The organism is uncultured Microbacterium sp. (genome assembly GCF_964244775.1).
In the GTDB taxonomy this organism is placed as follows: Bacteria; Actinomycetota; Actinomycetes; order Actinomycetales; family Microbacteriaceae; genus Microbacterium.
Window position 1 is genome coordinate 210,249 of sequence record NZ_CAXTJR010000004.1, and the last position, 20,528, is coordinate 230,776.

Below are 20,528 nucleotides of genomic sequence, written 5' to 3' on the forward strand. Positions count from 1 at the left end.
AAGGACGGATGCTGTCAGAGCGAGGTCGCGAGACGCCCGGGGATCGCGTCCAGCAGCGTGCGCGTGTACGCGGCGGTCGGGTTCTCGAACACGTCGGCGGCCGTGCCGAACTCGACGACCCGGCCCCTCTGCATGACGCCGACGGTGTGCGCGATCTGACGGACGACCGCGAGGTCGTGCGAGATGAACAGGTAGCTGACGCCGAGCTCGTGCTGGATCGAGGTCAGCAGCGTGAGGATCTGATGCTGGATCGACACGTCCAGCGCGGAGACCGGCTCATCGAGCACCAGCAGCTCGGGCGAGAGAGCGAGGGCACGGGCGATCGCGACCCGCTGGCGCTGTCCGCCCGAGAGCTCGGCCGGCTTGCGCTTCAGCACCGATGTCGGCAGCGCCACCACATCGACGAGCTCCTCGGCGCGGGCACGCCGGACCGCGGACGTCCCGAGCCGGTACGCCACGAGCGGGTCGGTGATGATCGCCTCGATGCTCAGCCGCGGGTTGAGCGCCGCATACGGGTTCTGCTGCACGAGCTGGATGCGGCGGCGCAGTTGGCGCAGACGCTCGCCGCCGAGACGGGTGACCTCCACTCCGTCCACGTGGATGCTCCCTGCCGTGGGTTCGACGAGGCGAAGCGCCAATCGCGCCGTCGTCGTCTTGCCCGAGCCGGATTCACCCACGAGCGCGAGCGTGCGGCCACGCTCGATCGCGAAGCTCACGTCGTCCACGGCCCGCAGCGTCTGCGCGCCACCCGGGACGGCGAATTCCTTCACGAGACCCTCGACGCGGATCACCGGCTCGGCCTCGGGGCCCGACGATGCGGGCGCCGGCTCCGCCGATACCGCTGCTGCCGAGACCGCTTCTGCCGATGCTGCGGCGAACGGGTCGCCCGGGCGCCCGCTGAGCGCGATCACCGGACGCGAGGTCGGCGCGACGCCGGCCACGGCTCCCCGGTGCGCGTTGAGGCTCGGCGCCGCGGCGATCAGCTGGCGGGTGTAGGCGTGCTGCGGGTTTCGCAGCACCTCGTCCGGTGTGCCCTGTTCAACGATCTCGCCCTGCGACATCACGATGATCCGGTCGGCACGGTCGCCGGCGACACCGAGGTCGTGGGTGATCAGCAGCAGGCTCGTGCCCCGTTCGCGCTTGAGTGTGTCGAGGTGATCGAGGATCTGTCGCTGCACGGTGACATCGAGCGCGCTGGTGGGCTCATCGGCGATGATCAGCGGAGGATCGGCGATGATGGCGATCGCGATCAGCACGCGCTGGCGCATCCCGCCCGAGAGCTCGTGCGGATACTGCTGCGCCCGCACGCCCGCATCGGGCAGCCCGGCGCGCTCGAGGGCGGCGATCGCGCGCTGCGCCGCGTTCCGACGATCGGCGAGCCCGTGGATGCGCAGCACCTCGGCCACCTGCACCCCGATTCGCGTGACGGGGTTCAGGCTGACACTGGGGTCCTGCGGCACGAAGCCGATCTCGCGCCCGCGGATCGAGCGGAGCACAGCCCCCGACGCGCGGACCAGGTCGGTCTCACCGAAGCGGATCGAGCCGGCGGGGATCGCGGCCGCTGCGGGCAGCAGCCGGATGATCGCGTGCACGGTCGTGGACTTGCCCGAGCCGGACTCACCCACGATCGCGACGGTCTCGCCCGCCGCGACGGTCAGGCTCGCCCCGCGCACAGCGTCGATCTCGCCGTACGGCGTGCGATAGGTGACGGACAGATCCGTGATGTCCAGCAGTGGTGCGTCCGCGGTCATCGCGCCGACCGCCCTTCCGAGCCGAGGCCGCGCGCCAGGCGATTGACCGCCAGAACGGTCAGCACGATCGTGAGACCGGGCAGCGTGGTGAGCCACCAGGCGCCCCGCAGGAAGTCGCGGCCACCCGAGACGAGCGCGCCCCACTCCGGCGCCGGCGGGGGTGCGCCGAATCCGAGGAAGCTGAGCGCCGAGACCGCGAGGATCGCCGTGCCGAACTCGAGGACTCCGAGCACGATCACCGGGCCGCTCGAATTCGGGAGCACATGGCGGAACAGGATGCGGCTCCACCGATTTCCCGACGCGCGAGCGGCTTCGATGTAGGCCGAGCTGCGCACCTTGATCACCTCGGAGCGCATGATCCGCGCGACCGACGCGACGCTAGCGATGCCGACGGCGATCGCCACGTTGATCGTGCCGAACCCGAGTGCGGTGATGATCGCGAGCGACAGCAGCAGGCTCGGGATCGACAGCAGCACGTCGGCGACGCGCATGACCACAGCATCCACTCGTCCGCCCGCGAAGCCGCTGATCAAGCCGAGAAGCGACCCGGCGATCAACCCGACGCCGACCGCGATCGCCGCAGCCGAGACGGTCAGCGAGGTACCGTGCACGACGCGCGTGTACAGGTCGCGGCCGATCTGGTCGGTGCCGAACCAGTGCTGAGCGGACGGGGCCTGGAGCTTGTCGGCGGGAACACCCGTGAGCGGGTCGCCCGGCGCGAGCAGATTCGGCCAGATGGCAGCGACCAGGACCAGCACGATCCACACCACGGCCACGACCGCGAGGGGGCTGCGCAGAAGCTGCCGCAGCGCGGGCGGCGTGCGAGGGGATCGTGTGCTCGTGGTGCGCTCGGCGACCGCGTCGTCGAAGCGGTCGGCCGCGGTCGACCCGAATCCGTCGTCGGGTCGCTGCGCGGTGCCGGGCAGCAGGGTGGTGGACTCGCTCATCAGCGCACCGTCTCCAGCTCTTCTTCCGACTCGAGCGAGACGTCATCGACGGGCGTCGCCTCCGTGAGGTCGGCGGCACCCGGCCGCAGCCGGCGGGAGGGGGCGCTGAGCTGGATGCGCGGGTCGAGCAGAGGATAGACGAGGTCGACCGCGAGGTTGGCCAGCACGAATGCGGACGCGGCGAACAGCACGACCCCCTGGACGACGGGGATGTCCTGCTGCTGCACGGCGGTCGCCGTCACGCGCCCGATCCCGGGGCGCGAGAACACCGTCTCGGTGACGACTGTCCCCGCGAGCAATTGGCCCACGATCAAACCGGTGATCGTGATCGCAGGCAGCGCGGCGTTGCGCAGAGCGTGGCGGAGATGGACGCGACGGCGATCGCCGCCCTTCGCCCACGCCGTGTCGATGTACGGCTCGCGGAGCGAGGTGGACAGGCTCTTGGAGAGCAACTGGGCGATCATCGCGCCGGTCGGGAGCGCCAGGGTGATGGCCGGCAGGACGAGCGCGGCGAACGACTTGTCGCCCATCGCCGGAAAGATCGGCACCTGGAACGAGAACCACTGGATCAGCATGAGACCGAACCAGAAGGACGGGATGGCGACGCCCAACGGGGGCAGGCCGAGCAGGAAGGCCGAGAGCGAGCGCCCGCGAACGAACGTCGCGATCACCGCGAGACCCCCGCCGAAGACGACCGCGATGACGAAGGCGAAGCCGGCCAGCTGCAGCGTGGGCGGGATGGCCTCGCCGATCACCTCGGTCACCGGACGCCCCGATGAGATCGAGACACCCAGGTGACCGGTCAGCACCCCGGCCAGCTGCACGAAGTACTGCACGAAGAGCGGGCGGTCGAGGCCGTACTTCACTCGCAGCGCGTCGAGCTGCTCGGGCGTGATGTCGCTGGCGTCACCACCTGCGAGCAGGGCCACCGGGTCGCTGGGCAGCGCGTACAGGACGATGAACGACACCGTGTAGGCGGCCCACAGCACGATCAGCGCCTGGCCGAGGCGCGAGGCGATATAGCGCGCCACGGGGGGTCGCACTGATCGCGCCGTCGAGGTGGCAGACATGCGTGTGCTCCTGTCGGGGGGTGGTCGCGGTGGAGATGCCGCAGCGCGACGCTCTCACCCGGTCGGCGATTGCACCGAGAAGGATCGTCATGCACCGACTCGACGCGTCACGAGACGACACAGTCGCATCGCCTCCACCCCTCGATCGGTTCACAATGCGCAACCTCGCGCCGAGGTGCCCCGCCGATCTCGTAGCGTGAACCGGGGACCGATCCACCGGTCTCCCTTCGCTCTCCACGTCTCATCGGTCGCGACCGATGGAAAGGCACCCATGGCGCGCTCCCCGCATGACGTACCCCGCGGCGTACCCCACGACGATGCGATCGTCCTCGACAACGCCGCATGGCACGCGCTGACCGGTCCGCATGCGTCGTTCGCGATCGGCGACGACATCGCGCGCCGTTACCCCGATGACGTCGCGCCGTTCGTGGCGGTCAAGTCATGGGACGACCCGCGCGTCTGGGACGCCCTCACCGGGATCGTGGCGCCGGGCGCCGAGATCGGCATCTCGGGCGCCGATCCCGAGTTCCCACCCGGCTGGGAGGTCATCGGGAAAGGCGAAGGCGTGCAACTCGTCGAAACCGATGCCCTCCGCACGCGACCCGATGACGAAGCCGTCGTCCTCGGCGCGCAGGACGTTCCCGAGATGCTGGCGATCGTCGAGCGCAATCAGCCCGGCCCCTTCCGGCCGCGGACCTACGAGCTCGGCCGGTACATCGGCATCCGCCGCGACGGTCGCCTCGTCGCGATGGCCGGCGAGCGTCTGCACCCCGAAGGGTGGACGGAGATCAGCGCGGTCGCCACCGATGCCGACCATCGCCGGCAGGGGCTCGCGTCGCGCCTCGTGTTGGACGTCGCCCACCACATCCGCGCGCGCGGCGACCGGGCGCTGCTGCACGCCGCAGCCACGAACACCGGCGCGATCGCCGCCTATGAACGGCTCGGCTTCGCGCTGCGGCGGCGCTCGACGTTCGCGGCGGTGCGCACCCCGAGCGCGCAGTAGGCGCCGTGTCACGCCTGCGGATCGTCGTGGTGGGGGCCGGCCCGCGCGCGGTGATGCTCCTGGAGCGCCTGTTCGCGCGGTCGACGCCGTGGCCGGACGACGTCCAGATCACGCTCGTCGATCCGCATCCGCCGGGCGCCGGGCGCATCTGGCGGCGTGACCAGTCGCCGCTGTTGAAGCTCAATTCGATGGCGCAGGACGTGACGGTCTTCACCGATGACTCGAACACGATCGAGGGCGATATCCGCCCGGGGCCGTCGCTCATCGACTGGGCAGAGCTCGTGCGCACCGGCGGCCTGCCCGACGTGCGCATCGACGATGCGAGGGTCGCCGCCGAGGTGCAGACGCTGCGGGGCAACAGCTTCCCGACCCGGCGCCTGCAGAGCTACTACCTGGACTGGTTCTGGCGCACGACTGTCGCGTCGGCGCCCGCCGGCACCACGGTGCGCTGGCTCGATGACACGGTCGCCGCCGTCCATCACGACGAGGACGGCTACGCGGTCGACCTCGCGTCTGGCGGCGGGCTCACCGCCGATCTGGTCGTGTACGCCGTCGGGCACAACGGACGCGAGCCCGACGGCGAGACGGCGGAACTGATCTCGACCGCCCGGCGCCTGGGGCTGGGCTACGTCGCTCCTGCCTTCACCTCGGATGCCGACTTGTCCGCGCTCGCGCCGGCCGAAGACGTCATCGTCCGGGGCCTCGGCCTCGCATCGGTCGACCTGGTCGTGCTCCTGGCCGAAGGAAGAGGCGGCCGCTTCGTGCCCGATGCCGACGGAACGCTCCGCTACGAACCGTCGGGTGACGAGCCGCGCCTGCATCTCGGATCACGGCGGGGCGTGCCCTACCGGTCGAAGGTGTCATCCACCCTGCAGGGCGACCCGCCCGCGCTCGAGGTGCTCACGAAGCACGCGATCGCCGCCCTGCTCGAGCGACCTGGTCCGATCGATTTCGACGCCGACATCTGGCCGCTCATCAGCCAGGAGCTGGCGTGGGGTCACTATCGCGAGCTCTTCACCGGGCATCCCGACCGCGTGAACGGCACATGGGAACAGTTCCGTGCGGTGCTGCGCGCGCACGCCGGCGACCCGGGTCTGCGCAGCATCGCGGAACCATGGGTGCCGGATCCACTCGACCGGTTCGACGTGCGGCATTTGGATCGCCCCCTCGAGGGCGAGACGTTCGAGTCGGATCACGATCTGCAGGAGCGGGTGCGGCGCCACATCGCCGAGGACCTCACCCTGCGCACCACTCAGGAGCGCAGCAGCGCGCAGGCGGTATTCCTGACGATCCTCTTCTCCTTCCTCGCCCTGAGCGACATCCCGACCGAACGCTGGAGCGCTCGGTCGCGGGCCGTGTCGCTGCCCGTGCGCTGGCACACGTTCTTCAGTTATGTCGCCAGCGGTCCGCCCGCGCACCGCCTCGATGAGCTCCTCGCGCTGTCGCGCGCCGGGGTCGTGCGGTTCCTCGGTCCTGAGGTCACGGTCGTGATCGATCCAGAGCGCGGGTTCGTGGCATCCAGTCCGCGTGCCCCCGGCGAGGTCGTCGCGCGGACGCTCGTGGACGCGTGGCTCCCCGGCTCGGGTGCGGCCGTCAGCGACAATCCGGCGCTTCGGCACCTCGCCCGCACCCACGGCAGGGAGCTGCAGGTCGCGGATGCCTCGTTCACGGGCTCGCTCGGACGCATCGATGTCGATGACGTCGGCCGAGTGCGTTCGAGCGACGGTCGGGTGCAGGAGACCCTGTTCGCGATCGGACCGTTCACATCGGCCACCGAAAGCGGTGCCTTCACGCGCCCCCGCGCCGATTCGCTCTCGCTGCGGCAGACCGACCGCGTGGCCGGAGCGATCGCACGCACTTTGCTCTCGATCGCCGCCACCCCGGTGCCGGCCGCCGCCGGCTGAACCGCTGCCGGCGAGCCCGCTGTCGGCTGATGCGCTGCCGGCGAGCGATCAGCGGCGCAGCACCCGGCGCGCGAGGGCGTTGCCGATGAACTGCACGCCCTGCACGATCACGATGATGATCAGCACCGCCGCCCACGTCACGACGGGGTTGAACTGCTTGAACCCGTAGACGATCGCGAACTCGCCGAGTCCTCCTGCGGCCACCGCGCCCGCGATCGCCGTCATGTCGACGAGCGCGACCACGATGAACGTGTAGCCGAGGATGAGCGGCCCGAGCGCCTCACGCGGAATGAGCCGGAAGAGGATGCGCGAGCGGCTCGCCCCCGCCGCGCGGGCGGCCTCGATGATGCCGGGACGCACGGTCAGCAGGTTCTGCTCGACGATCCTGCTGATCGCGAACATCGAAGCCAGGGTGATCGCGAAGATGCCGAACTCCGGACCGATTCCCGGGATGCCGATGCTGCGCGCGATGGGCTGGACGGCGGCGAGCAGGATCACGAACGGGATCGGGCGGAAGAAGTTGACGATCACGTTCAGCACGCCGAAGACCGCGCGGTGCGGGAAGAGGCTGCCTGGACGGGTCGCGTACAGCGCGAGCCCGAGCAGGAGCCCCGCGATCCCGCCGAAGACGAGCGCGAGCGAGACGACGTACAGGGTCTCGAACGTCGCCGACCACAGTTCGGGCAGCAGACCGATGAGCCTATCCACGAGCGTCCTCCTCGATGAGCGGGGCGAACGCGGATGCTGCGACGATCGCGCGCTCGACAGCATCCGCTTCACCATCCAGCGCGAGCGTCAGGTGACCGAACACGCGGCCGCGGATGTCGTTGATGCCCCCGTGGATCAGCTCGAAGCGGACGCCCTCCGCGGCGAGCGCCGCGAAGACGTCGGCCTGCGTGACGTCGCCGTCGCGGATCGTGAACGTCACGATGCGCCCGGGATGGCGCTCCCGGAGCGTCTGCAGCTGAGCGCCGACCGGCACGTCCTCGATGATGCTCGCCACGAACCGCTGGGTGGCCGCGTGCTGCGGTGCGGACAGCACGTCGAAGACAGCGCCGCTCTCGATGATGCCGCCGTCCTCCATCACGATGACGCGGTCGGCGAGGGTGCGGATCACATCCATCTCGTGCGTGATGACGAGGATCGTGATGCCGAGGTCACGATTGACCCTGCGCAGCAGCTCGAGCACTTCCTGCGTGGTGTCGGGATCGAGGGCGCTCGTGGCCTCATCGGCGAGCAGGATGCGGGGGCTGGTCGCGAGTGCGCGCGCGATGCCGACCCGCTGCTTCTGTCCGCCCGAGAGCTGTTCGGGGTAATTGCCGGCTTTGCCCGCGAGCCCGACGAAGTCGAGCAGCTCGGTCACGCGCGTCTTGATCTCGGCACGGGATCGGCCGGCGACCTCGAGGGGGTAGGCGACGTTGCCGGCGACGGTCCGCGATTCGAACAGGTTGAACTGCTGGAAGATCATGCCGATGTCGCCGCGCAGGGCGCGCAGCTCTTTCTCGCGGAGCTTGGTGATGTCGCGGCCGTCGATCTCGACCGAGCCCGACGTGGGCTCTTCGAGGGCGTTGACCAGCCGCAGCACCGTGCTCTTGCCCGCACCCGAGTACCCGATGATGCCGCAGATCTCGCCCGCAGCGATCTCGAGTGAGACGTCGTCGACCGCGACGACCGGCTCGGAGTCCTTGGTCGAGGCGGGATACCGCTTCGTGACGTCGGTGAGTCTGATGAGGGTCATGCGCAGCTCCTTGAGCGATGACATGCCGGTGCGGCCCGTCCGTGTCGGACGGGCCGCACCGGCGGGAACCTACTTCTTGGCCCGGATGTCGTTCTCGACGTCGGTGAGCGAGGCCACCAGGTCGCTGACCGGAGTCTGGACGGTGACGGCCGTTCCGCCCGACGCCTCCTGAAGCCCTGCGAGCACGTCCTTGTTCGTCTGGAAGATCTCGACCAGCTTCAAGTAGGTGGGGTTGTCCGCATCCGCCGCCTTCGCGGCGAAGATGTTGATGTACGGGAAGGCCTTCGGGTCGGACGGGTCGTCCTTGGCGATCGCGTCATCGAAGGTCAGCCCCGCGTCCTCGACGAAGTCGTTGTTGATGATCGCCGCGGCCACGTCCGGCAGCGACGTCGCGGTGAACGCGGCATCGAGCGCCTCGACCTTGACCTTGGAGTTCGGCTCGACATCGGCGACGGTCGAGAAGATCGATCCGCCGTCCTTCAGCTCGACCAGACCGGCGGACTGGAGCACGAGGAGCCCGCGCGCCTGATTGCTCTCGTCGTTGGGCACGGCGACCGTGGCGCCGGCCGGGATGTCGGCGACCGACTTGTACTGGGTCGAGTACAGGCCGAGCGGGTAGATCGCCGTCGAGCCGATCGGCTGCAGGTCGTCGTCGCTGTTCACGTTGTAGGTGGCGAGGTAGATGATGTGCTGGAACTGGTTCAGATCGAGCTCATCGGCCGACAGTGCGGGGTTGGGCTGCGTGTACTCGCTGAAGTCGACGAGCTCGATGTTGATGCCCTCCGCGGCCGCGGCCTCTTTGTAGGTGTCCCAGTAGGGGTCGCCGGCGCCGACGACGCCGATGCGGATCGGGTCGGAGCTCTCACCGGTCGAGCCAGGGCTGGACGAGCCGGCGCAGCCGGAGATGAGCAGGGCGAGGGGAAGTGCCAACGCGGCAACGGACAGGAATCTCTTGCGGGACATGGTGCTCCTTGTGGGTCGAGCACCGCGAGGCGGGATCGCCCCCACCAAAGCGGGTGCCGCGCACCCGCTTCGCCTCGTCGCGGTGCCCTTCGACCATAGGGAAGTCACGCATAGGATTCGAAACACGGCTGTAACACGACGACACCGGCCGCGGGGCACCGCCCCGCGGCCGGTCACAGCGGTATCACTGTGCGCCCCACGACGCCAGGCGGTGACGGCCGGGTCGGCCGAGTGCGAACATCGGAGGATGAGCCGTCGCGACCCCGCCGTTCTCCTCACCGCGACAGTGCTCGCGACGACGCTGGCGATCTCAGGATGCGCGGCCGACCCGACGGCGAGCCCGTCGGAGTCGGCGAGCCGCCCGGCGACAGCATCCGTGTCACCGAGCGCGTCGACTGCTCCCGGCGGTACCGCGGCCTCGACCGAACCCGCCGCCCCCGATGACGGCGTCGCTGACGAGGGCGCGTCGACCGAGCCCGATCTTCCGCCCACCGAGCCGGGGCCGGCGATCGGGGCCGACGGCACGGTGCAGAGCTACGACCCGGCCGCGGTCGCGTCGGTCTGCATCCCCCAGGTCCAGACCGTGTTCGCGGAAGGCTCGGTGGCGCCCGATGCGCTCCGGTCGTGGCGCATCGACGCGGCCGACGTCGCCGTCGAATGGAACCTCACGACGCCCGACACGGATCTCGCCGTGATCTGCGTGATCACCGGGGCGTTCGCGGCACCCGAGTTCGTCTACGTCACCCTCGGGGATCTGTAGCGCCGAACAGCACGGGATGCCGGGGGTCGAGGCATCCGATGATCCACCTCTCCAGCGCCGCGTACGCGTGCGCACGCGGATCGGCGGCCGAGAGGAACACGTCGTGGATGGCGCCGTCGATGCGCGCGATCGTCACGAGCGAGCCGATGCGCGTGGCGGCCCGGGCGATGTCGTCGACGACGAGCACCGAATCGGACGACGTGAGCGCGTCCGACCACGCGAACGGAGACGCGAACCGTTTCGACAGCAGCACGAGGGCGGGGGCGCCGACCTCGACACCGGTCGCGATCGTGCGGTGCCCCTGGATGACCGCGTTGAGCCAGCCCGGGTGGGTCGGAAAGCCGCGCTCCGGCCGCCAGAGCGAGAGGTCGAGCGAGGCGGGCAGACTGCCGAGTTCGGTCTGCGCGCGCGTGTAGAAGCCGAGGTCGACCGCGGGGTGCGTACCCAGCGGATCGAGCCTCGCGCGCACGCCCACCAGCGGGGCAAGTGCCTGGCGCCCCACGGCGCCCACCTGCAGCTCGAGCCACGGGCTGTTCAGCACGACCGCCGAAGCCGCCTCGGGGTGCCGCGCCGCCCACAGCGTGAGCGTCAGGCCTCCGGTCGAATGACCCAGCAGCACCAGGCGGCGGGCGGCGGCATCCTTCCCCCGGGCCATCGCCTCGCGTGCCGCGGCGATGTCTTCGTCGTATGTCTGGAGCGACTCGGTGTAGCCGGGCGTCTGGCCCTCGCGCAGCGATCGGCCGTACTTGCGCAGGTCGAGCGCGTAGAACCGCGCGCCCAGCCGGTTCCAGAACCGCGCCAGTTCGGTCTGGAAGAAGAAGTCCGACCAGCCGTGCACGTAGAGCACATCGACGTCGGCGAGCGGCCCGGTCACGCGGGAGAGCTGATTCGGGATGCTGCGCACGAGCGTCGCGACGACTGGCCCCTCCTCGTCGTGGCCGAGGGGCAGCGTGAGCTGCTCGAAGCCTTTGCCAAGGATGTCGGGCACCCACGAGTCGCTCATCCGGTCAGCCTAGGCCCGGCCCCCGCAATGCACCCTCGACCGTCGCAATGCACCCTCGCCGAGGGTGCATTGCGGGAACCGAGGGTGCATTGCGGGAACGAGGGGCTACTCGCCGCGCGAGACCTGGATCATCTCGTCGCGCGGGACGACCTTGATGCGGGCCCGCCCGTGCGGGGCACCCAGGGCGACCTCGTGCTCGTCGAGGCGGTGCCAGCCCTCGAGGTCGGTCCACCTGACCCCGCGCTCGGCCAGCAGCGCCGGGATCGCCTCATCGGACGGATCGGCCGGCTGCCACCATGACGCCTGGTCGTTGATGAGGTGGCGGACGGTCTCCATCGCGTCGGACTTCGTGTGGCCGATGAGGCCCACCGGCCCGCGCTTGATCCAGCCCGTGGCGTACACGCCGGGCACGCGTTCGTTGGAATCCTTGTGCACCGCCTGGCCCTCGTGGTTCGGGATGACTCCGTGGCGCTTGTCGAACGGAACGCCGGGCAGCGGCGAGCCGAAATACCCGACGGCGCGGTACAGCGCCTGGATCGGCACTTCGCGCAGCTCGCCGGTACCGACGACGCCGCCCTCGGCGTCCGGACGCGTGCGCTCGTACACGAGCGCCGCCACGCGCCCCTCGGCGTCCGTCTTGACCTCGACGGGCTTGGCCCAGAAGTGCAGGTGCAAGCGACGGGATGCTGTGCCCCCGGCGTTGTTGACCGATGCGCGCGTGCGCCACGACTGCAGGACGCGATCGATCACCATGACCTGCTTGTTGCTGGCGATCGCGGCGCGCGAGGCGTCGTCGTAGTCGAAGTCCTCGTCGTAGACGACCATGTCGACGTCGCGCAGCTCGCCGAGTTCCCGCAGTTCGAGCGGAGTGAACTTGACCTGCGCCGGCCCGCGGCGGCCGAACACGTGCACATCGGTCACCGCCGAGGCGGCCAGGCCCGCGTGCACGTTCTCGGGGATCTCGGTGGGCAGCAGATCTTCCGCGTGCTTGGCGAGCATGCGCGAGACATCGAGTGCGACGTTGCCGACCCCCACGACGGCGACGGATGCTGCATCCAACGGCCATTCGCGCGGCACATCGGGGTGGCCGTCGAACCAGCTCACGAAGTCGGCGGCGCCGTACGAGCCGTCCGCATCGATGCCGGGGATGTCGAGGGCGGCGTCGCGGATCGCCCCGGTCGCGAAGATCACGGCGTGGTAGTGCTGCTTGAGGTCGTCGAGGGTGATGTCCTGGCCGAAGCGGACGTTGCCGAAGATGCGGATGTCGCCGCGGTCGAGCACATCACGCAGGGCCGTGATGATGCCCTTGATGCGCGGGTGGTCGGGAGCGACGCCGTACCGGACGAGTCCATAGGGGGCCGGGAGCTGCTCGAAGAGGTCGATCGATACGTCGAACTTGCGCTCCGCCTTGAGCAGGATGTCGGCCGCATAGATTCCGGCGGGTCCTGCGCCGACGATGGCCAGCCTGAGCTTGGTCATGGGGGTCTCCTTGAGTGGTACGGGTGCGACGCTTCGACGGGCTCAGCGACCGACGCTGTCAGCTGGAGCGGTCGGCCACGGCCTGGGCGAACCGCGTGAGTGCTTCGCGCACCGGCCCGTCGGGCAGCGGCTCGAGCGCGTCGACCGCGTCGCGCGACCACGTGTTGGCGAGCGCGCGCGTCGCCTCGGTCGCCTCGTGCTCGCGCAGTTCGGTGAGGTCGGCGTCCAGCAGTGCGGGATCGCCGCCGTCCGCGATCGCCGCGACTCCGGTGTCGATGCGCTCGCGCAGGGCGAGAGATCCGGCATCGGTGCGCTGCCCCAGCAGCAGGTAGGGCATCGTCGGCACACCCGCACGCAGGTCGGTGCCAGGTACTTTGCCGGTCTCGTCGGGGTCGGCCGACAGGTCGATGACGTCGTCCAGCAATTGGAAGGCGACGCCCGCCTTCTCGCCGAACTGCGAAAGGGCGTGCTCGAACTCCGCGGGCCCGTCCGAGAAGATCACTCCGGCCTGCGCGGCGGCGGCGATCAGCGACCCGGTCTTGTCGGCGAGGACCCGCAGATAGAAGTCGACCGGGTCGTCACCTTCCTGCGGACCGAGGGTCTCGTGCATCTGTCCGAGCACGAGTCGCTCGAACGTGTCGGCCTGCAGGTGGATCGCCCGCTCGCCGAGCTTGGCCATGATCTGACTCGCGCGCGAGAAGAGCAGGTCGCCGGTGAGGATCGCGAGATTGTTGCCCCACACCGTCTGGGCGCTGGGTACTCCGCGGCGCTTCTCAGCAGCATCCATCACGTCATCGTGATAGAGCGAACCCAGGTGGGTGATCTCGAGCGCGGTCGCCACCTGGATCACCTCGGGCGTGACCCCGCTGCCCAGCTGCGCCGTCAGGATCGCCAGCAGCGGGCGCAGGCGCTTGCCACCCGCCTCGTACAGGTAGCGGCTCGCCGCATCGACCAGGCGGTCGGTGATCGTCAGTTCGAAGGCGAGGTTGCGGTCGACCTGCGCGAGTCCGTCATCGACGCGTGCCATCAGCCGTCGCGATCTCGGTCCCGCGAAGATGCGTTCGCTGAGGCCCAGCTTGCCCGCGAATTGCGAGCCCGGCACTGAGGGACTCGAGGACACCATCTCAGCCTACCGTCGGCTTGGTGGCGCGGTGCAGGGCGACGATGCCGAACGAGAGGTTGCGGTGGGCAACATCGGTCCAGCCGGCCTCGCGGATCCACGCCGCCAGCGTGCGCTGGTCGGGCCAGTCCTTGATCGACTCGTTCAGGTAGTCGTAGGCGTCGGCGTTCGAGCTCACGGTCTTCGCGACGATCGGCAGCACGCGGTCGTTGTAGAAGCGGTAGAGACCGTTGAAGGTGCGCGAAGGCGGCTGCGAGAACTCGCAGATCACGAGTCGTCCACCGGGCCTGGTGACGCGCAGCAGCTCACCGAGGGCCTTCTTCGGGTCGTTCACGTTGCGAAGGCCGAACGACATCGTGACGGTGTCGAACTCGGCGTCGCCGAACGGCAGCGCCGTCGCGTCCGCTTCGACGAAAGACAGGTTCGGGATGCCGCCTCCCGGCGCCCCTGACCCGTGCCGGCGCTCCCCCTCGGCGATCATGCCGGGCGAGAAGTCGGCGGCCACGACCTCGGCGCCGCTGCGGGCGAGAGCCACCGAACTGGCCCCGGTGCCGGCGGCCAGGTCGAGGATGCGCTGCCCGCGCCTGGGCGCGACCGCACGCGTGGTCGCCGCGCGCCACAGCTGGTCGTTTCCGAGGCTCAGCACCGTATTGGTCCGGTCGTAGCCGGCGGCGACCTCGTCGAACATCCCGCTGACGCGCGCGGGGTCTTTGCCGAGGTCGGCGCGATGGGGCTCGGAAGTCACCCGTCAAGTCTAGGCGGGTGGGCTCCGCCCCGCGGCTGAGCGTCGGGCCAGCTCCGCCTTGCGGCTGAGCGTCAGGTCCGGCGCTTCCGCTGCGGCAGGTCAGTCCGGCACACTCACCCTTTGATCACCCTCGACGATCAAAGGGTGAGTGCACTGGATCACTCGAGGTCGAGCCCGGCGAGGACGCCGAGCCAGGCATCCCCTGTCACCTCGTCGAACGGCGCTTCGCGCGCGGTGACGCTGCGCTTCAGCTCGATCGCGAGCGATTCGAGCCGAGTCACCAGGTCGAGCGGATAGCCGTACTGCACCCGGTGCTCGGCCCACTCGTCCTCATCGTCGATCCAGATGCCGCGCTCGGCGGCAGGAGAGGGAGCCGGGCGCGGGTCGGGTGCGGGGCTCTGCGTCGGGGCTTCGGTCACCTTCGCGAGTCTAAGGTTGAAGGGTGAACGGCACTGCGCGGCTTGTCGTCGAGACCCGTGAGATCGAGCCGATCGACGACCTGCTGGAGTACGCCGACCCGGCTCAGCCGCTGGCCTGGCTCCGACGCGGCGAAGGCATGGTGGCGCTCGCGGGCTCGGTCGCGGTCGGGATGCTGAGCATCGACCCCTCGATGCCCGGGCAGCCATCAGGTTCACGTGCGACACGCCTCGCGCAGGCCTGGCGCGAGCTCGCCGCATCCGCCCAGATCGATGATCCGGTCGGCGTGGCGGGCACCGGACTCGTCGGCTTCGGCGCCCTCGCGTTCGACGACTCATCGGTTTCCGCGAGCTCGATCATCGTCCCGTCGGCGATCGTCGGCCGTCGAGGCGGTCGGTCGTGGCTCACGCGGATCCGCTCGCCGTTCGACCTGCCGGAGCCTTCGTTCGCGCCGACGCCGTACGGGCCGTACTGGTCGGGCACTCTCGGCCCCGGCTCGCTCGGGCCCGAGGGATACCAGGACGCGGTCCGCGGGGCGCTGACGGCGATCGAGGCGGGCGAGGTGAGCAAGGTCGTGCTTGCGCGCGACCTGGTCGGCACGATTCCGGCCGGCTCCGATCTTCGTCGGCTGGCCAGGGCGCTCTCGTCCGAGTACCCCGACACCTGGACGTATGCCGTCGACGGCATCATCGGCGCGAGCCCCGAGACGCTCGCCACCGTCGCTGCCGGGACGGTCACTGCGCGGGTGCTCGCCGGTACCGCCTCGCGCGGGGGCGACGCGGACGCGGATGCCGCAGCATCCGTCCGCCTCGCCACGAGCGCGAAAGACCTCGACGAGCACCGCTACGCGGTCCACAGCGTCTTGGAGTCACTCCGGCCGCACACGACCGCGCTGGCCGCGAGCGAACAGCCCTTCATGCTGAAGCTGCCGAACGTGTGGCACCTCGCCACTGACGTGGAGGGCGACCTCCGCGATGCGGCGTCGTCGCTGGACATGGTGGCCGCGCTGCACCCGACCGCCGCGGTGGCGGGAACCCCGACGGATGCTGCGCTCGCCCTCATCCGCACGCTCGAGCCCTTCGACCGGGGCAGGTACGCCGGCCCCGTCGGCTGGGTCGACGCCCGCGGCGACGGTGAGTGGGCGATCGCGCTGCGCTGCGCGCAGTTCGGCGCCGCCCCTGCCCAGCGCCCCGCGGAGTACCGCGACGCGATCCCGCTCGTCGCGCACGCCGGCGCAGGGATCGTCGCCGGCAGCGTCCCCGAATCCGAGCTCGTCGAGACGCGGGTCAAGTTCCGGCCGATCGTCGACGCGCTGGCCTGATGCCGGGCGCGACGGTGAAGCTCAGTCCGTCCAGGGCGCGCACGTCCGGCCGGCGCCCGCGGCCGCGGTAGGTCTTGACGAGTCCGTCGGCGACGATCGCCGCGGGTGTGGTTTCAGGCATGGCGAAGCATCCCTTCCGTTGATCGAGGTGGGTGGAGGCCGGCTGCGGTGCGACCGGGTCAGTTGCCCTTGCGGGGTGCGAAGAGCATGCGTGCGAGCACGAGCATCATCACCGCGAAACCCCCCGCGAAGGCCAGCGGTGCCCACCACCACCCCACGGTGAAGACGAGCAGGGCGATGATGCCGAAGGTGACCAGCCAGATGACGACCGTGTAGATACCGAACCTGGCCGCTGTCTCGGGCTCCTGCTCGAACCGGTTGCCGACACGCGCGGCCTCGTTCTGCGCGTGCCGCACCCACGCCTTGTGACGATTGGTCTGGCTCGCGCCCAGGAATGCGAACAGGATGATCGCGGCGATGACACCCAGCGCGGCGAACACGATCGCCCACACCGGCAGGGCTCCGACCGCGACGATGAACCCGAAGCTCAGCCCGTACGCGGCCAGGAACGTCGCCAGTGCGTAGCCGGCCGCGCGGGCCTGTGGCATGGGGTGATTGGTGGTCGTCTCCTGCGCGAGCGAGTCGCCGACCACGAGCCCGAGGCCCGTGGAAGCGAGGCCGAAGAACGCGATGACGGGGCCGATGACGACGGGGAGGGCGCCGGTGGCTCCCAGGACGCCGAGCGCGATGCCGACCACTGCCACCAGCGCCCAGACGACGACCCGGACCACGAAGCCCGCCTTGAGCTTGACGTGATGGCGCAGCTGGAGCGCGGCGTAGCCGTCGGTCGCGGGCGTGGACGGGATGCCGGTGGCCGCGGCATCCGTCTCTCCCAGCAGTTCCCGGATGTCGCCGAGCTCGGCGATCGCCTCGCGGGCGGCGTCGCGGGGCAGGCTGCCGGATGCCTCGAGCTCGGCGACGCGTGCGACCAGATTGGCGCGCATCTCCTCCTTGAGGTCCTGCGCGTCGGGAGTCATCTCGACGCCCGCGAAGACCTCGTCGAGCAGTCGGTGGATGTCGGTGTTCATTTCAGGTCCTTCGCAGCGGTGGTGCTGGACGCGACGTCCAGGAGGGAGTCGATGACGCGGCGGGTGGCGACCCACGCCTTCACGTTGCTGCCGAACACTGCGCGGCCGGCGTCGGTGATGCGGTAGTACTTGCGCCGGCCGCCCTGGGTCTCATCGCCCCAGTACGACTCGACGAGTCCGTCCTTCTCGAGCCGGCGGTAGGTGGCATAGAGGGTTGCTTCCTTGATCTCGTGCTCGCCGCCGGTCGCCTCACGGATCGCCTTGTAGATCTCGAAGCCGTAGCTGTCGCCGCGGCGCAGCACGCCGAGCACGATCGTGTCGGTGTGCCCGCGCAGCAGATCGGCCGCGAAGGCATCGTCCTGTGTCATGACGAGTACTGTATCACATCAAGTACTAAATGACAGAGAAGGGATGCCCGGTCCCTGAGCTCGTCGAAGGGTCGACGCTTCGACAAGCTCAGCGACCGCAGCGGCTCAGCTCGCGGCGAGCCGCGCCTTCTCAGCCTCGACGTCGAACGTCGCGGTCGGCCACTGCGGATCGATCCGCTCCAGCGTCTCGCGCAGCAGCGCCTGCACGGCGAGCCGCGCGTACCACTTGCGATCGGCCGGAACGACGTGCCACGGAGCGTGATCGGTGGACGTGCGCTCGAACGCGATCTGGTACGCATCCATGTACTGCGGCCAGAGCGCCCGCTCGTCGACGTCTCCGGGGTTGTACTTCCAGTGCTTGTCGGGGCGATCGAGGCGTTCCATCAGCCGCTCGCGCTGCTCGTCGGGAGAGATGTGCAGCATGACTTTGACGACGCGGGTTCCGGCATCCGTCACTCGCTTCTCGAACTCGTTGATCGCGTCGTACCGTCGCTCGATCTCATCGGCAGGGGCGAGCGATCGCACGCGCCCGATCAGGACGTCCTCGTAGTGCGAGCGGTCGAAGACGCCGATCATGCCGGGGGTGGGCACGCGCTGCTGGATCCGCCAGAGGAAGTCGTGGGCGAGCTCCTCCTTCGTCGGCTTCTTGAACGCGGCGAGCATGACGCCCTGCGGATCGACCGAGCCGACGACGTGGCGGATGATGCCGCCCTTGCCCGCAGAGTCCATGGCCTGAAGGACGAGCAGGACGGATGCGGAGGCGGGCTCCACACGGCTCTGGGCGAACAGGCGCTCCTGCAGCGGGTCGAGCTCATCGACGCCGGCCGCGAGATCGTCCTGGGCGTCGGCCTTGCTGCCGGAGTAGCCCGGCGTCGAGTGCGGATCCACGTCGGCGAGGCGGAATCCCTCGCCCACACGCAGGACGTCGAGGGCAGCGGCTGCCCAGTGGTGGTTGCTCTTGGCGGTCATGCAGACATCATGACGGATGCTGCGACTCAGCGGGCGAGGGGGACTTCGATGATCTGCCGGGCGGTGACGGGGGCGGTGAGCGCCTGGTCGAGGGCCGAACGGGTCGTCACGCGGTGGTACTCCCACCCGTAGGCGGCGGCCAGCTGCTCGATCTGCACCGACTGCGGCGTGTAGAGCACTCGATCCATGGCGTCGGGCGAGGCGACCGCCGGGACCTCCAGACCGTCGAAGATCGTGCCGCCTCCGTCGTTGCCGACGATCACCTGGATGCGCGGCTCGCGCTCTCCCGGGGGCAGGAGGAGGGCGCCGACGTCGTGGAGCAGGGCGAGGTCGCCGAGCACCACGCGCGTCACACCGGCCCGTGCGCTCGCCTGACTGGCGACGGCCACCCCGATCGCCGTCGCGATCGTGCCGTCGATGCCGGCGAGGCCGCGGTTCGCGTGCACTGGCACCTTCTTGCCCCCCACAACGCCGTCGGCGACGCGCACGAGTCGCGACGACCCCCAGACGAGCCGGTCGTGCGGCCATGTCGCCCGCCAGACCGCGTCGACCAGGTTCGCCCGATCGATCGGGGCGCGGAGCACCTCGAGTTCGGCAGCGACCGCACCGAGCCGTTCGGCGGGCACGGCCGACGCGAGTGCGTCTGCGTCGGGCGCAGGTGGGGTCAGATCCACGGATGCTGCGCGCGACGCCCGCTGCCACTCCCCGAGCCACTCGCGGTCGACCTCGCCGCCGGCGACCGCGACGGTGTCGAGCGGAACCGTCACACCGTTGAGGTTCAGAGGCTCTCCTGGGCCCCGCACCGCAAGCACCTCGACGTCGGGGTCAGACAGCAGCGCTGCCGTCTCACGACTGAGGGTCGGGTGCCCGAGCACGATCGCACGCTCGATGCGGCCGCCGAGCTGAGGCTCGCGCAGCAGCGCCCTGTAGCCGTGGACCAGATTGCGGCCGTACCGCGCCCCGCTCACGACTTCGGCGATGAGCGGCCAGCCGCCCGCGTGCGCGAGGGATTCGGCGTCCGGTCCGGCGTCGGCCCCTGCGATCACGACCGTGCGCGGACCGCGGACGATCACATACGGGTCGTCGTCGGGCTCGGCGGGATGATCGGCCTCGCCGATGCCTCCGCCGCCCTGGTAGAGGGCGCCCGACGGCTCGAACTCGGCGGTCTCGGGCTCGGGCGCGACGTCGGGATCGGCCTCCGATGTCGCGGCCAACTCGGTCGCCGGCACACCGATCCAGGGGGGCAGTTCGCCCGCGAGCGGCTCACGGAACGGCACGTTCAGATGCACCGGCCCTGGCGCCCGGGTGCCGACGCCCAGCGCAGCGGCGATCGCCTCTTCGGCGACGTCGCGGAGCATCGCGCTCTGCTCCCCGCTGCCGTCGGCATCGGTCTCCTCCGGCACCGGCAGGTCGGTGTCGAAGCGGGTGCTGGGCGCGAACATGCCGGGCTGGCGCGTGGTCTGGTTCGCGCCGACGCCACGCAGCTCGGGCGGGCGGTCTGCGGTCAGCAGCACCAGGGGGATGCCGGAGTGGTGCGCTTCGAGCGCCGCGGGGAGCAGGTTCGCGGATGCCGTGCCCGACGTGCAGACCACGACCGCCGGCATCCGGGATTCGCGTCCGATGCCGAGCGCAGTGAAACCGGCGACGCGCTCGTCGATGCGGACGTGGAGCCGCACGGCGCCACGGCGCTCGAGTTCGGCCGCGACCAGGGCGAGCGCCTGCGAGCGCGAGCCCGGGCTGAGCACGATGTGGCGGACGCCGAGTTCGACGAGGCTGCACAGGAGCGCCGCGGCAGCGTCGGTCGCCGGAGCGGAGCTGGTGCGCGTCTCGATCACCGCCGCACGGGCGTCGGCCGACTCGCCGTCGGATCCGGGCTGATCGG

20 protein-coding genes are annotated in these 20,528 nt (G+C 70.2%); 4 read left to right on the forward strand and 16 right to left on the reverse strand.

Features of this window, described 5'->3' with window-relative positions:
* Nucleotides 1-14: 14 nt before the first annotated feature.
* Genes ACFE6Z_RS09610 through ACFE6Z_RS09620 form a run of 3 tightly spaced genes read right to left on the reverse strand, consistent with a single transcriptional unit; the run spans nucleotide 15 to nucleotide 3,768 of the window.
* Complete coding sequence (locus tag ACFE6Z_RS09610) at nucleotides 15-1,751, reverse strand: dipeptide ABC transporter ATP-binding protein (protein WP_375385516.1); 1,737 nt, start codon at nucleotides 1,749-1,751, stop codon at nucleotides 15-17.
* Nucleotides 1,748-2,698, reverse strand: a complete 951-nt coding sequence (locus ACFE6Z_RS09615; RefSeq protein WP_375385517.1) for an ABC transporter permease — start codon at nucleotides 2,696-2,698, stop codon at nucleotides 1,748-1,750. Before ACFE6Z_RS09615 ends, ACFE6Z_RS09610 begins: the two co-directional genes overlap by 4 nt.
* Entirely contained in the window at nucleotides 2,698-3,768 is a 1,071-nt protein-coding gene (locus ACFE6Z_RS09620; RefSeq protein ID WP_375385518.1) for an ABC transporter permease, read from the reverse strand. Before ACFE6Z_RS09620 ends, ACFE6Z_RS09615 begins: the two co-directional genes overlap by 1 nt.
* A 271-nt stretch (nucleotides 3,769-4,039) precedes the next feature.
* Here ACFE6Z_RS09620 and ACFE6Z_RS09625 point away from each other — a divergent pair, with 271 nt between their 5' ends.
* Nucleotides 4,040-4,771, forward strand: coding sequence for a GNAT family N-acetyltransferase (locus ACFE6Z_RS09625; RefSeq protein WP_375385519.1), 732 nt, complete (start codon nucleotides 4,040-4,042; stop codon nucleotides 4,769-4,771).
* A gap of 5 nt (nucleotides 4,772-4,776) precedes the next feature.
* Entirely contained in the window at nucleotides 4,777-6,675 is a 1,899-nt protein-coding gene (locus ACFE6Z_RS09630) for an FAD/NAD(P)-binding protein (RefSeq protein ID WP_375385520.1), read from the forward strand.
* Nucleotides 6,676-6,723: 48 nt separating this feature from the next.
* Here the strand turns inward: ACFE6Z_RS09630 and ACFE6Z_RS09635 are convergent, their stop codons facing one another.
* The 3 genes from ACFE6Z_RS09635 to ACFE6Z_RS09645 all read right to left on the reverse strand — a co-directional run bounded on the left by ACFE6Z_RS09635 (nucleotide 6,724) and on the right by ACFE6Z_RS09645 (nucleotide 9,376).
* Complete coding sequence (locus ACFE6Z_RS09635; protein WP_375385521.1) at nucleotides 6,724-7,383, reverse strand: methionine ABC transporter permease; 660 nt, start codon at nucleotides 7,381-7,383, stop codon at nucleotides 6,724-6,726.
* Nucleotides 7,376-8,413, reverse strand: a complete 1,038-nt coding sequence (locus ACFE6Z_RS09640) for a methionine ABC transporter ATP-binding protein (protein ID WP_375385522.1) — start codon at nucleotides 8,411-8,413, stop codon at nucleotides 7,376-7,378. The genes ACFE6Z_RS09635 and ACFE6Z_RS09640 overlap by 8 nt, the downstream gene beginning before the upstream one ends.
* A 69-nt stretch (nucleotides 8,414-8,482) precedes the next feature.
* The gene (locus tag ACFE6Z_RS09645; protein ID WP_375385523.1) at nucleotides 8,483-9,376 is read right to left on the reverse strand and encodes a MetQ/NlpA family ABC transporter substrate-binding protein; all 894 of its coding nucleotides are present in this window, start codon (nucleotides 9,374-9,376) and stop codon (nucleotides 8,483-8,485) included.
* 247 nt (nucleotides 9,377-9,623) lie between these two features.
* Here ACFE6Z_RS09645 and ACFE6Z_RS09650 point away from each other — a divergent pair, with 247 nt between their 5' ends.
* Nucleotides 9,624-10,136, forward strand: a complete 513-nt coding sequence (locus tag ACFE6Z_RS09650) for a hypothetical protein (protein WP_375385524.1) — start codon at nucleotides 9,624-9,626, stop codon at nucleotides 10,134-10,136.
* On the opposite strand, the gene ACFE6Z_RS09655 is transcribed toward ACFE6Z_RS09650, so the two are convergent.
* The 5 genes from ACFE6Z_RS09655 to ACFE6Z_RS09675 all read right to left on the reverse strand — a co-directional run bounded on the left by ACFE6Z_RS09655 (nucleotide 10,117) and on the right by ACFE6Z_RS09675 (nucleotide 14,902).
* Nucleotides 10,117-11,139, reverse strand: a complete 1,023-nt coding sequence (locus tag ACFE6Z_RS09655) for an alpha/beta hydrolase (protein ID WP_375385525.1) — start codon at nucleotides 11,137-11,139, stop codon at nucleotides 10,117-10,119. The genes ACFE6Z_RS09650 and ACFE6Z_RS09655 overlap by 20 nt on opposite strands.
* 105 nt (nucleotides 11,140-11,244) lie before the next feature.
* Nucleotides 11,245-12,618 carry an FAD-dependent oxidoreductase gene (locus ACFE6Z_RS09660; protein WP_375385526.1) on the reverse strand — a complete coding sequence of 458 codons (1,374 nt, stop codon included), beginning with the start codon at nucleotides 12,616-12,618 and terminating at the stop codon, nucleotides 11,245-11,247.
* 58 nt (nucleotides 12,619-12,676) lie between these two features.
* On the reverse strand, nucleotides 12,677-13,741 hold the full coding sequence (locus ACFE6Z_RS09665) for a polyprenyl synthetase family protein (RefSeq protein ID WP_375385527.1): 1,065 nt from the start codon (nucleotides 13,739-13,741) through the stop codon (nucleotides 12,677-12,679).
* Between the two features lies 1 nt (nucleotide 13,742).
* Complete coding sequence (gene ubiE, locus ACFE6Z_RS09670) at nucleotides 13,743-14,483, reverse strand: bifunctional demethylmenaquinone methyltransferase/2-methoxy-6-polyprenyl-1,4-benzoquinol methylase UbiE (RefSeq protein WP_375385528.1); 741 nt, start codon at nucleotides 14,481-14,483, stop codon at nucleotides 13,743-13,745.
* Nucleotides 14,484-14,641: 158 nt separating this feature from the next.
* Entirely contained in the window at nucleotides 14,642-14,902 is a 261-nt protein-coding gene (locus tag ACFE6Z_RS09675; RefSeq protein WP_375385529.1) for a hypothetical protein, read from the reverse strand.
* A 23-nt stretch (nucleotides 14,903-14,925) separates the two neighbouring features.
* Between ACFE6Z_RS09675 and ACFE6Z_RS09680 the strand changes: the two genes are divergently transcribed.
* Nucleotides 14,926-16,221 (forward strand): isochorismate synthase MenF, encoded by a 1,296-nt coding sequence (locus tag ACFE6Z_RS09680; RefSeq protein ID WP_375385530.1) that lies wholly within the window; start codon nucleotides 14,926-14,928, stop codon nucleotides 16,219-16,221.
* Here ACFE6Z_RS09680 and ACFE6Z_RS09685 read toward each other — a convergent pair.
* The 5 genes from ACFE6Z_RS09685 to menD all read right to left on the reverse strand — a co-directional run bounded on the left by ACFE6Z_RS09685 (nucleotide 16,187) and on the right by menD (nucleotide 20,481).
* A complete protein-coding gene (locus ACFE6Z_RS09685) occupies nucleotides 16,187-16,342 on the reverse strand; it encodes a hypothetical protein (protein WP_375385531.1) in 156 nt (51 codons plus the stop codon). The two genes, ACFE6Z_RS09680 and ACFE6Z_RS09685, sit on opposite strands and share 35 nt — an antisense overlap.
* A 58-nt stretch (nucleotides 16,343-16,400) precedes the next feature.
* Entirely contained in the window at nucleotides 16,401-17,309 is a 909-nt protein-coding gene (locus ACFE6Z_RS09690) for a permease prefix domain 1-containing protein (RefSeq protein WP_375385532.1), read from the reverse strand.
* Nucleotides 17,306-17,677: a PadR family transcriptional regulator gene (locus ACFE6Z_RS09695; protein WP_375385533.1), complete on the reverse strand. Its 372-nt coding sequence runs from the start codon at nucleotides 17,675-17,677 to the stop codon at nucleotides 17,306-17,308. The genes ACFE6Z_RS09690 and ACFE6Z_RS09695 overlap by 4 nt, the downstream gene beginning before the upstream one ends.
* Nucleotides 17,678-17,782: 105 nt before the next feature.
* Nucleotides 17,783-18,646 carry a polyphosphate kinase 2 family protein gene (locus tag ACFE6Z_RS09700; RefSeq protein ID WP_375385534.1) on the reverse strand — a complete coding sequence of 288 codons (864 nt, stop codon included), beginning with the start codon at nucleotides 18,644-18,646 and terminating at the stop codon, nucleotides 17,783-17,785.
* A gap of 26 nt (nucleotides 18,647-18,672) precedes the next feature.
* Nucleotides 18,673-20,481 (reverse strand): 2-succinyl-5-enolpyruvyl-6-hydroxy-3-cyclohexene-1-carboxylic-acid synthase, encoded by a 1,809-nt coding sequence (gene menD, locus ACFE6Z_RS09705; RefSeq protein ID WP_375385563.1) that lies wholly within the window; start codon nucleotides 20,479-20,481, stop codon nucleotides 18,673-18,675.
* Nucleotides 20,482-20,528: the final 47 nt, after the last annotated feature.

Excerpts from the sequence above, each read along its gene's own strand:
- ACFE6Z_RS09695 (WP_375385533.1), bottom strand. The coding sequence starts at position 17,677 with ATGACACAGGACGATGCCTTCGCGGCCGATCTGCTGCGCGGGCACACC.
- ACFE6Z_RS09620 (WP_375385518.1), bottom strand. The coding sequence starts at position 3,768 with ATGTCTGCCACCTCGACGGCGCGATCAGTGCGACCCCCCGTGGCGCGC.
- ACFE6Z_RS09650 (WP_375385524.1), top strand. The coding sequence starts at position 9,624 with ATGAGCCGTCGCGACCCCGCCGTTCTCCTCACCGCGACAGTGCTCGCG.
- ACFE6Z_RS09700 (WP_375385534.1), bottom strand. The coding sequence starts at position 18,646 with ATGACCGCCAAGAGCAACCACCACTGGGCAGCCGCTGCCCTCGACGTC.
- ACFE6Z_RS09685 (WP_375385531.1), bottom strand. The coding sequence starts at position 16,342 with ATGCCTGAAACCACACCCGCGGCGATCGTCGCCGACGGACTCGTCAAG.
- ACFE6Z_RS09660 (WP_375385526.1), bottom strand. The coding sequence starts at position 12,618 with ATGACCAAGCTCAGGCTGGCCATCGTCGGCGCAGGACCCGCCGGAATC.
- ACFE6Z_RS09665 (WP_375385527.1), bottom strand. The coding sequence starts at position 13,741 with ATGGTGTCCTCGAGTCCCTCAGTGCCGGGCTCGCAATTCGCGGGCAAG.
- ACFE6Z_RS09690 (WP_375385532.1), bottom strand. The coding sequence starts at position 17,309 with ATGAACACCGACATCCACCGACTGCTCGACGAGGTCTTCGCGGGCGTC.
- ACFE6Z_RS09640 (WP_375385522.1), bottom strand. The coding sequence starts at position 8,413 with ATGACCCTCATCAGACTCACCGACGTCACGAAGCGGTATCCCGCCTCG.
- ACFE6Z_RS09610 (WP_375385516.1), bottom strand. The coding sequence starts at position 1,751 with ATGACCGCGGACGCACCACTGCTGGACATCACGGATCTGTCCGTCACC.
- ACFE6Z_RS09615 (WP_375385517.1), bottom strand. The coding sequence starts at position 2,698 with ATGAGCGAGTCCACCACCCTGCTGCCCGGCACCGCGCAGCGACCCGAC.
- ACFE6Z_RS09655 (WP_375385525.1), bottom strand. The coding sequence starts at position 11,139 with ATGAGCGACTCGTGGGTGCCCGACATCCTTGGCAAAGGCTTCGAGCAG.
- ACFE6Z_RS09625 (WP_375385519.1), top strand. The coding sequence starts at position 4,040 with ATGGCGCGCTCCCCGCATGACGTACCCCGCGGCGTACCCCACGACGAT.
- ACFE6Z_RS09645 (WP_375385523.1), bottom strand. The coding sequence starts at position 9,376 with ATGTCCCGCAAGAGATTCCTGTCCGTTGCCGCGTTGGCACTTCCCCTC.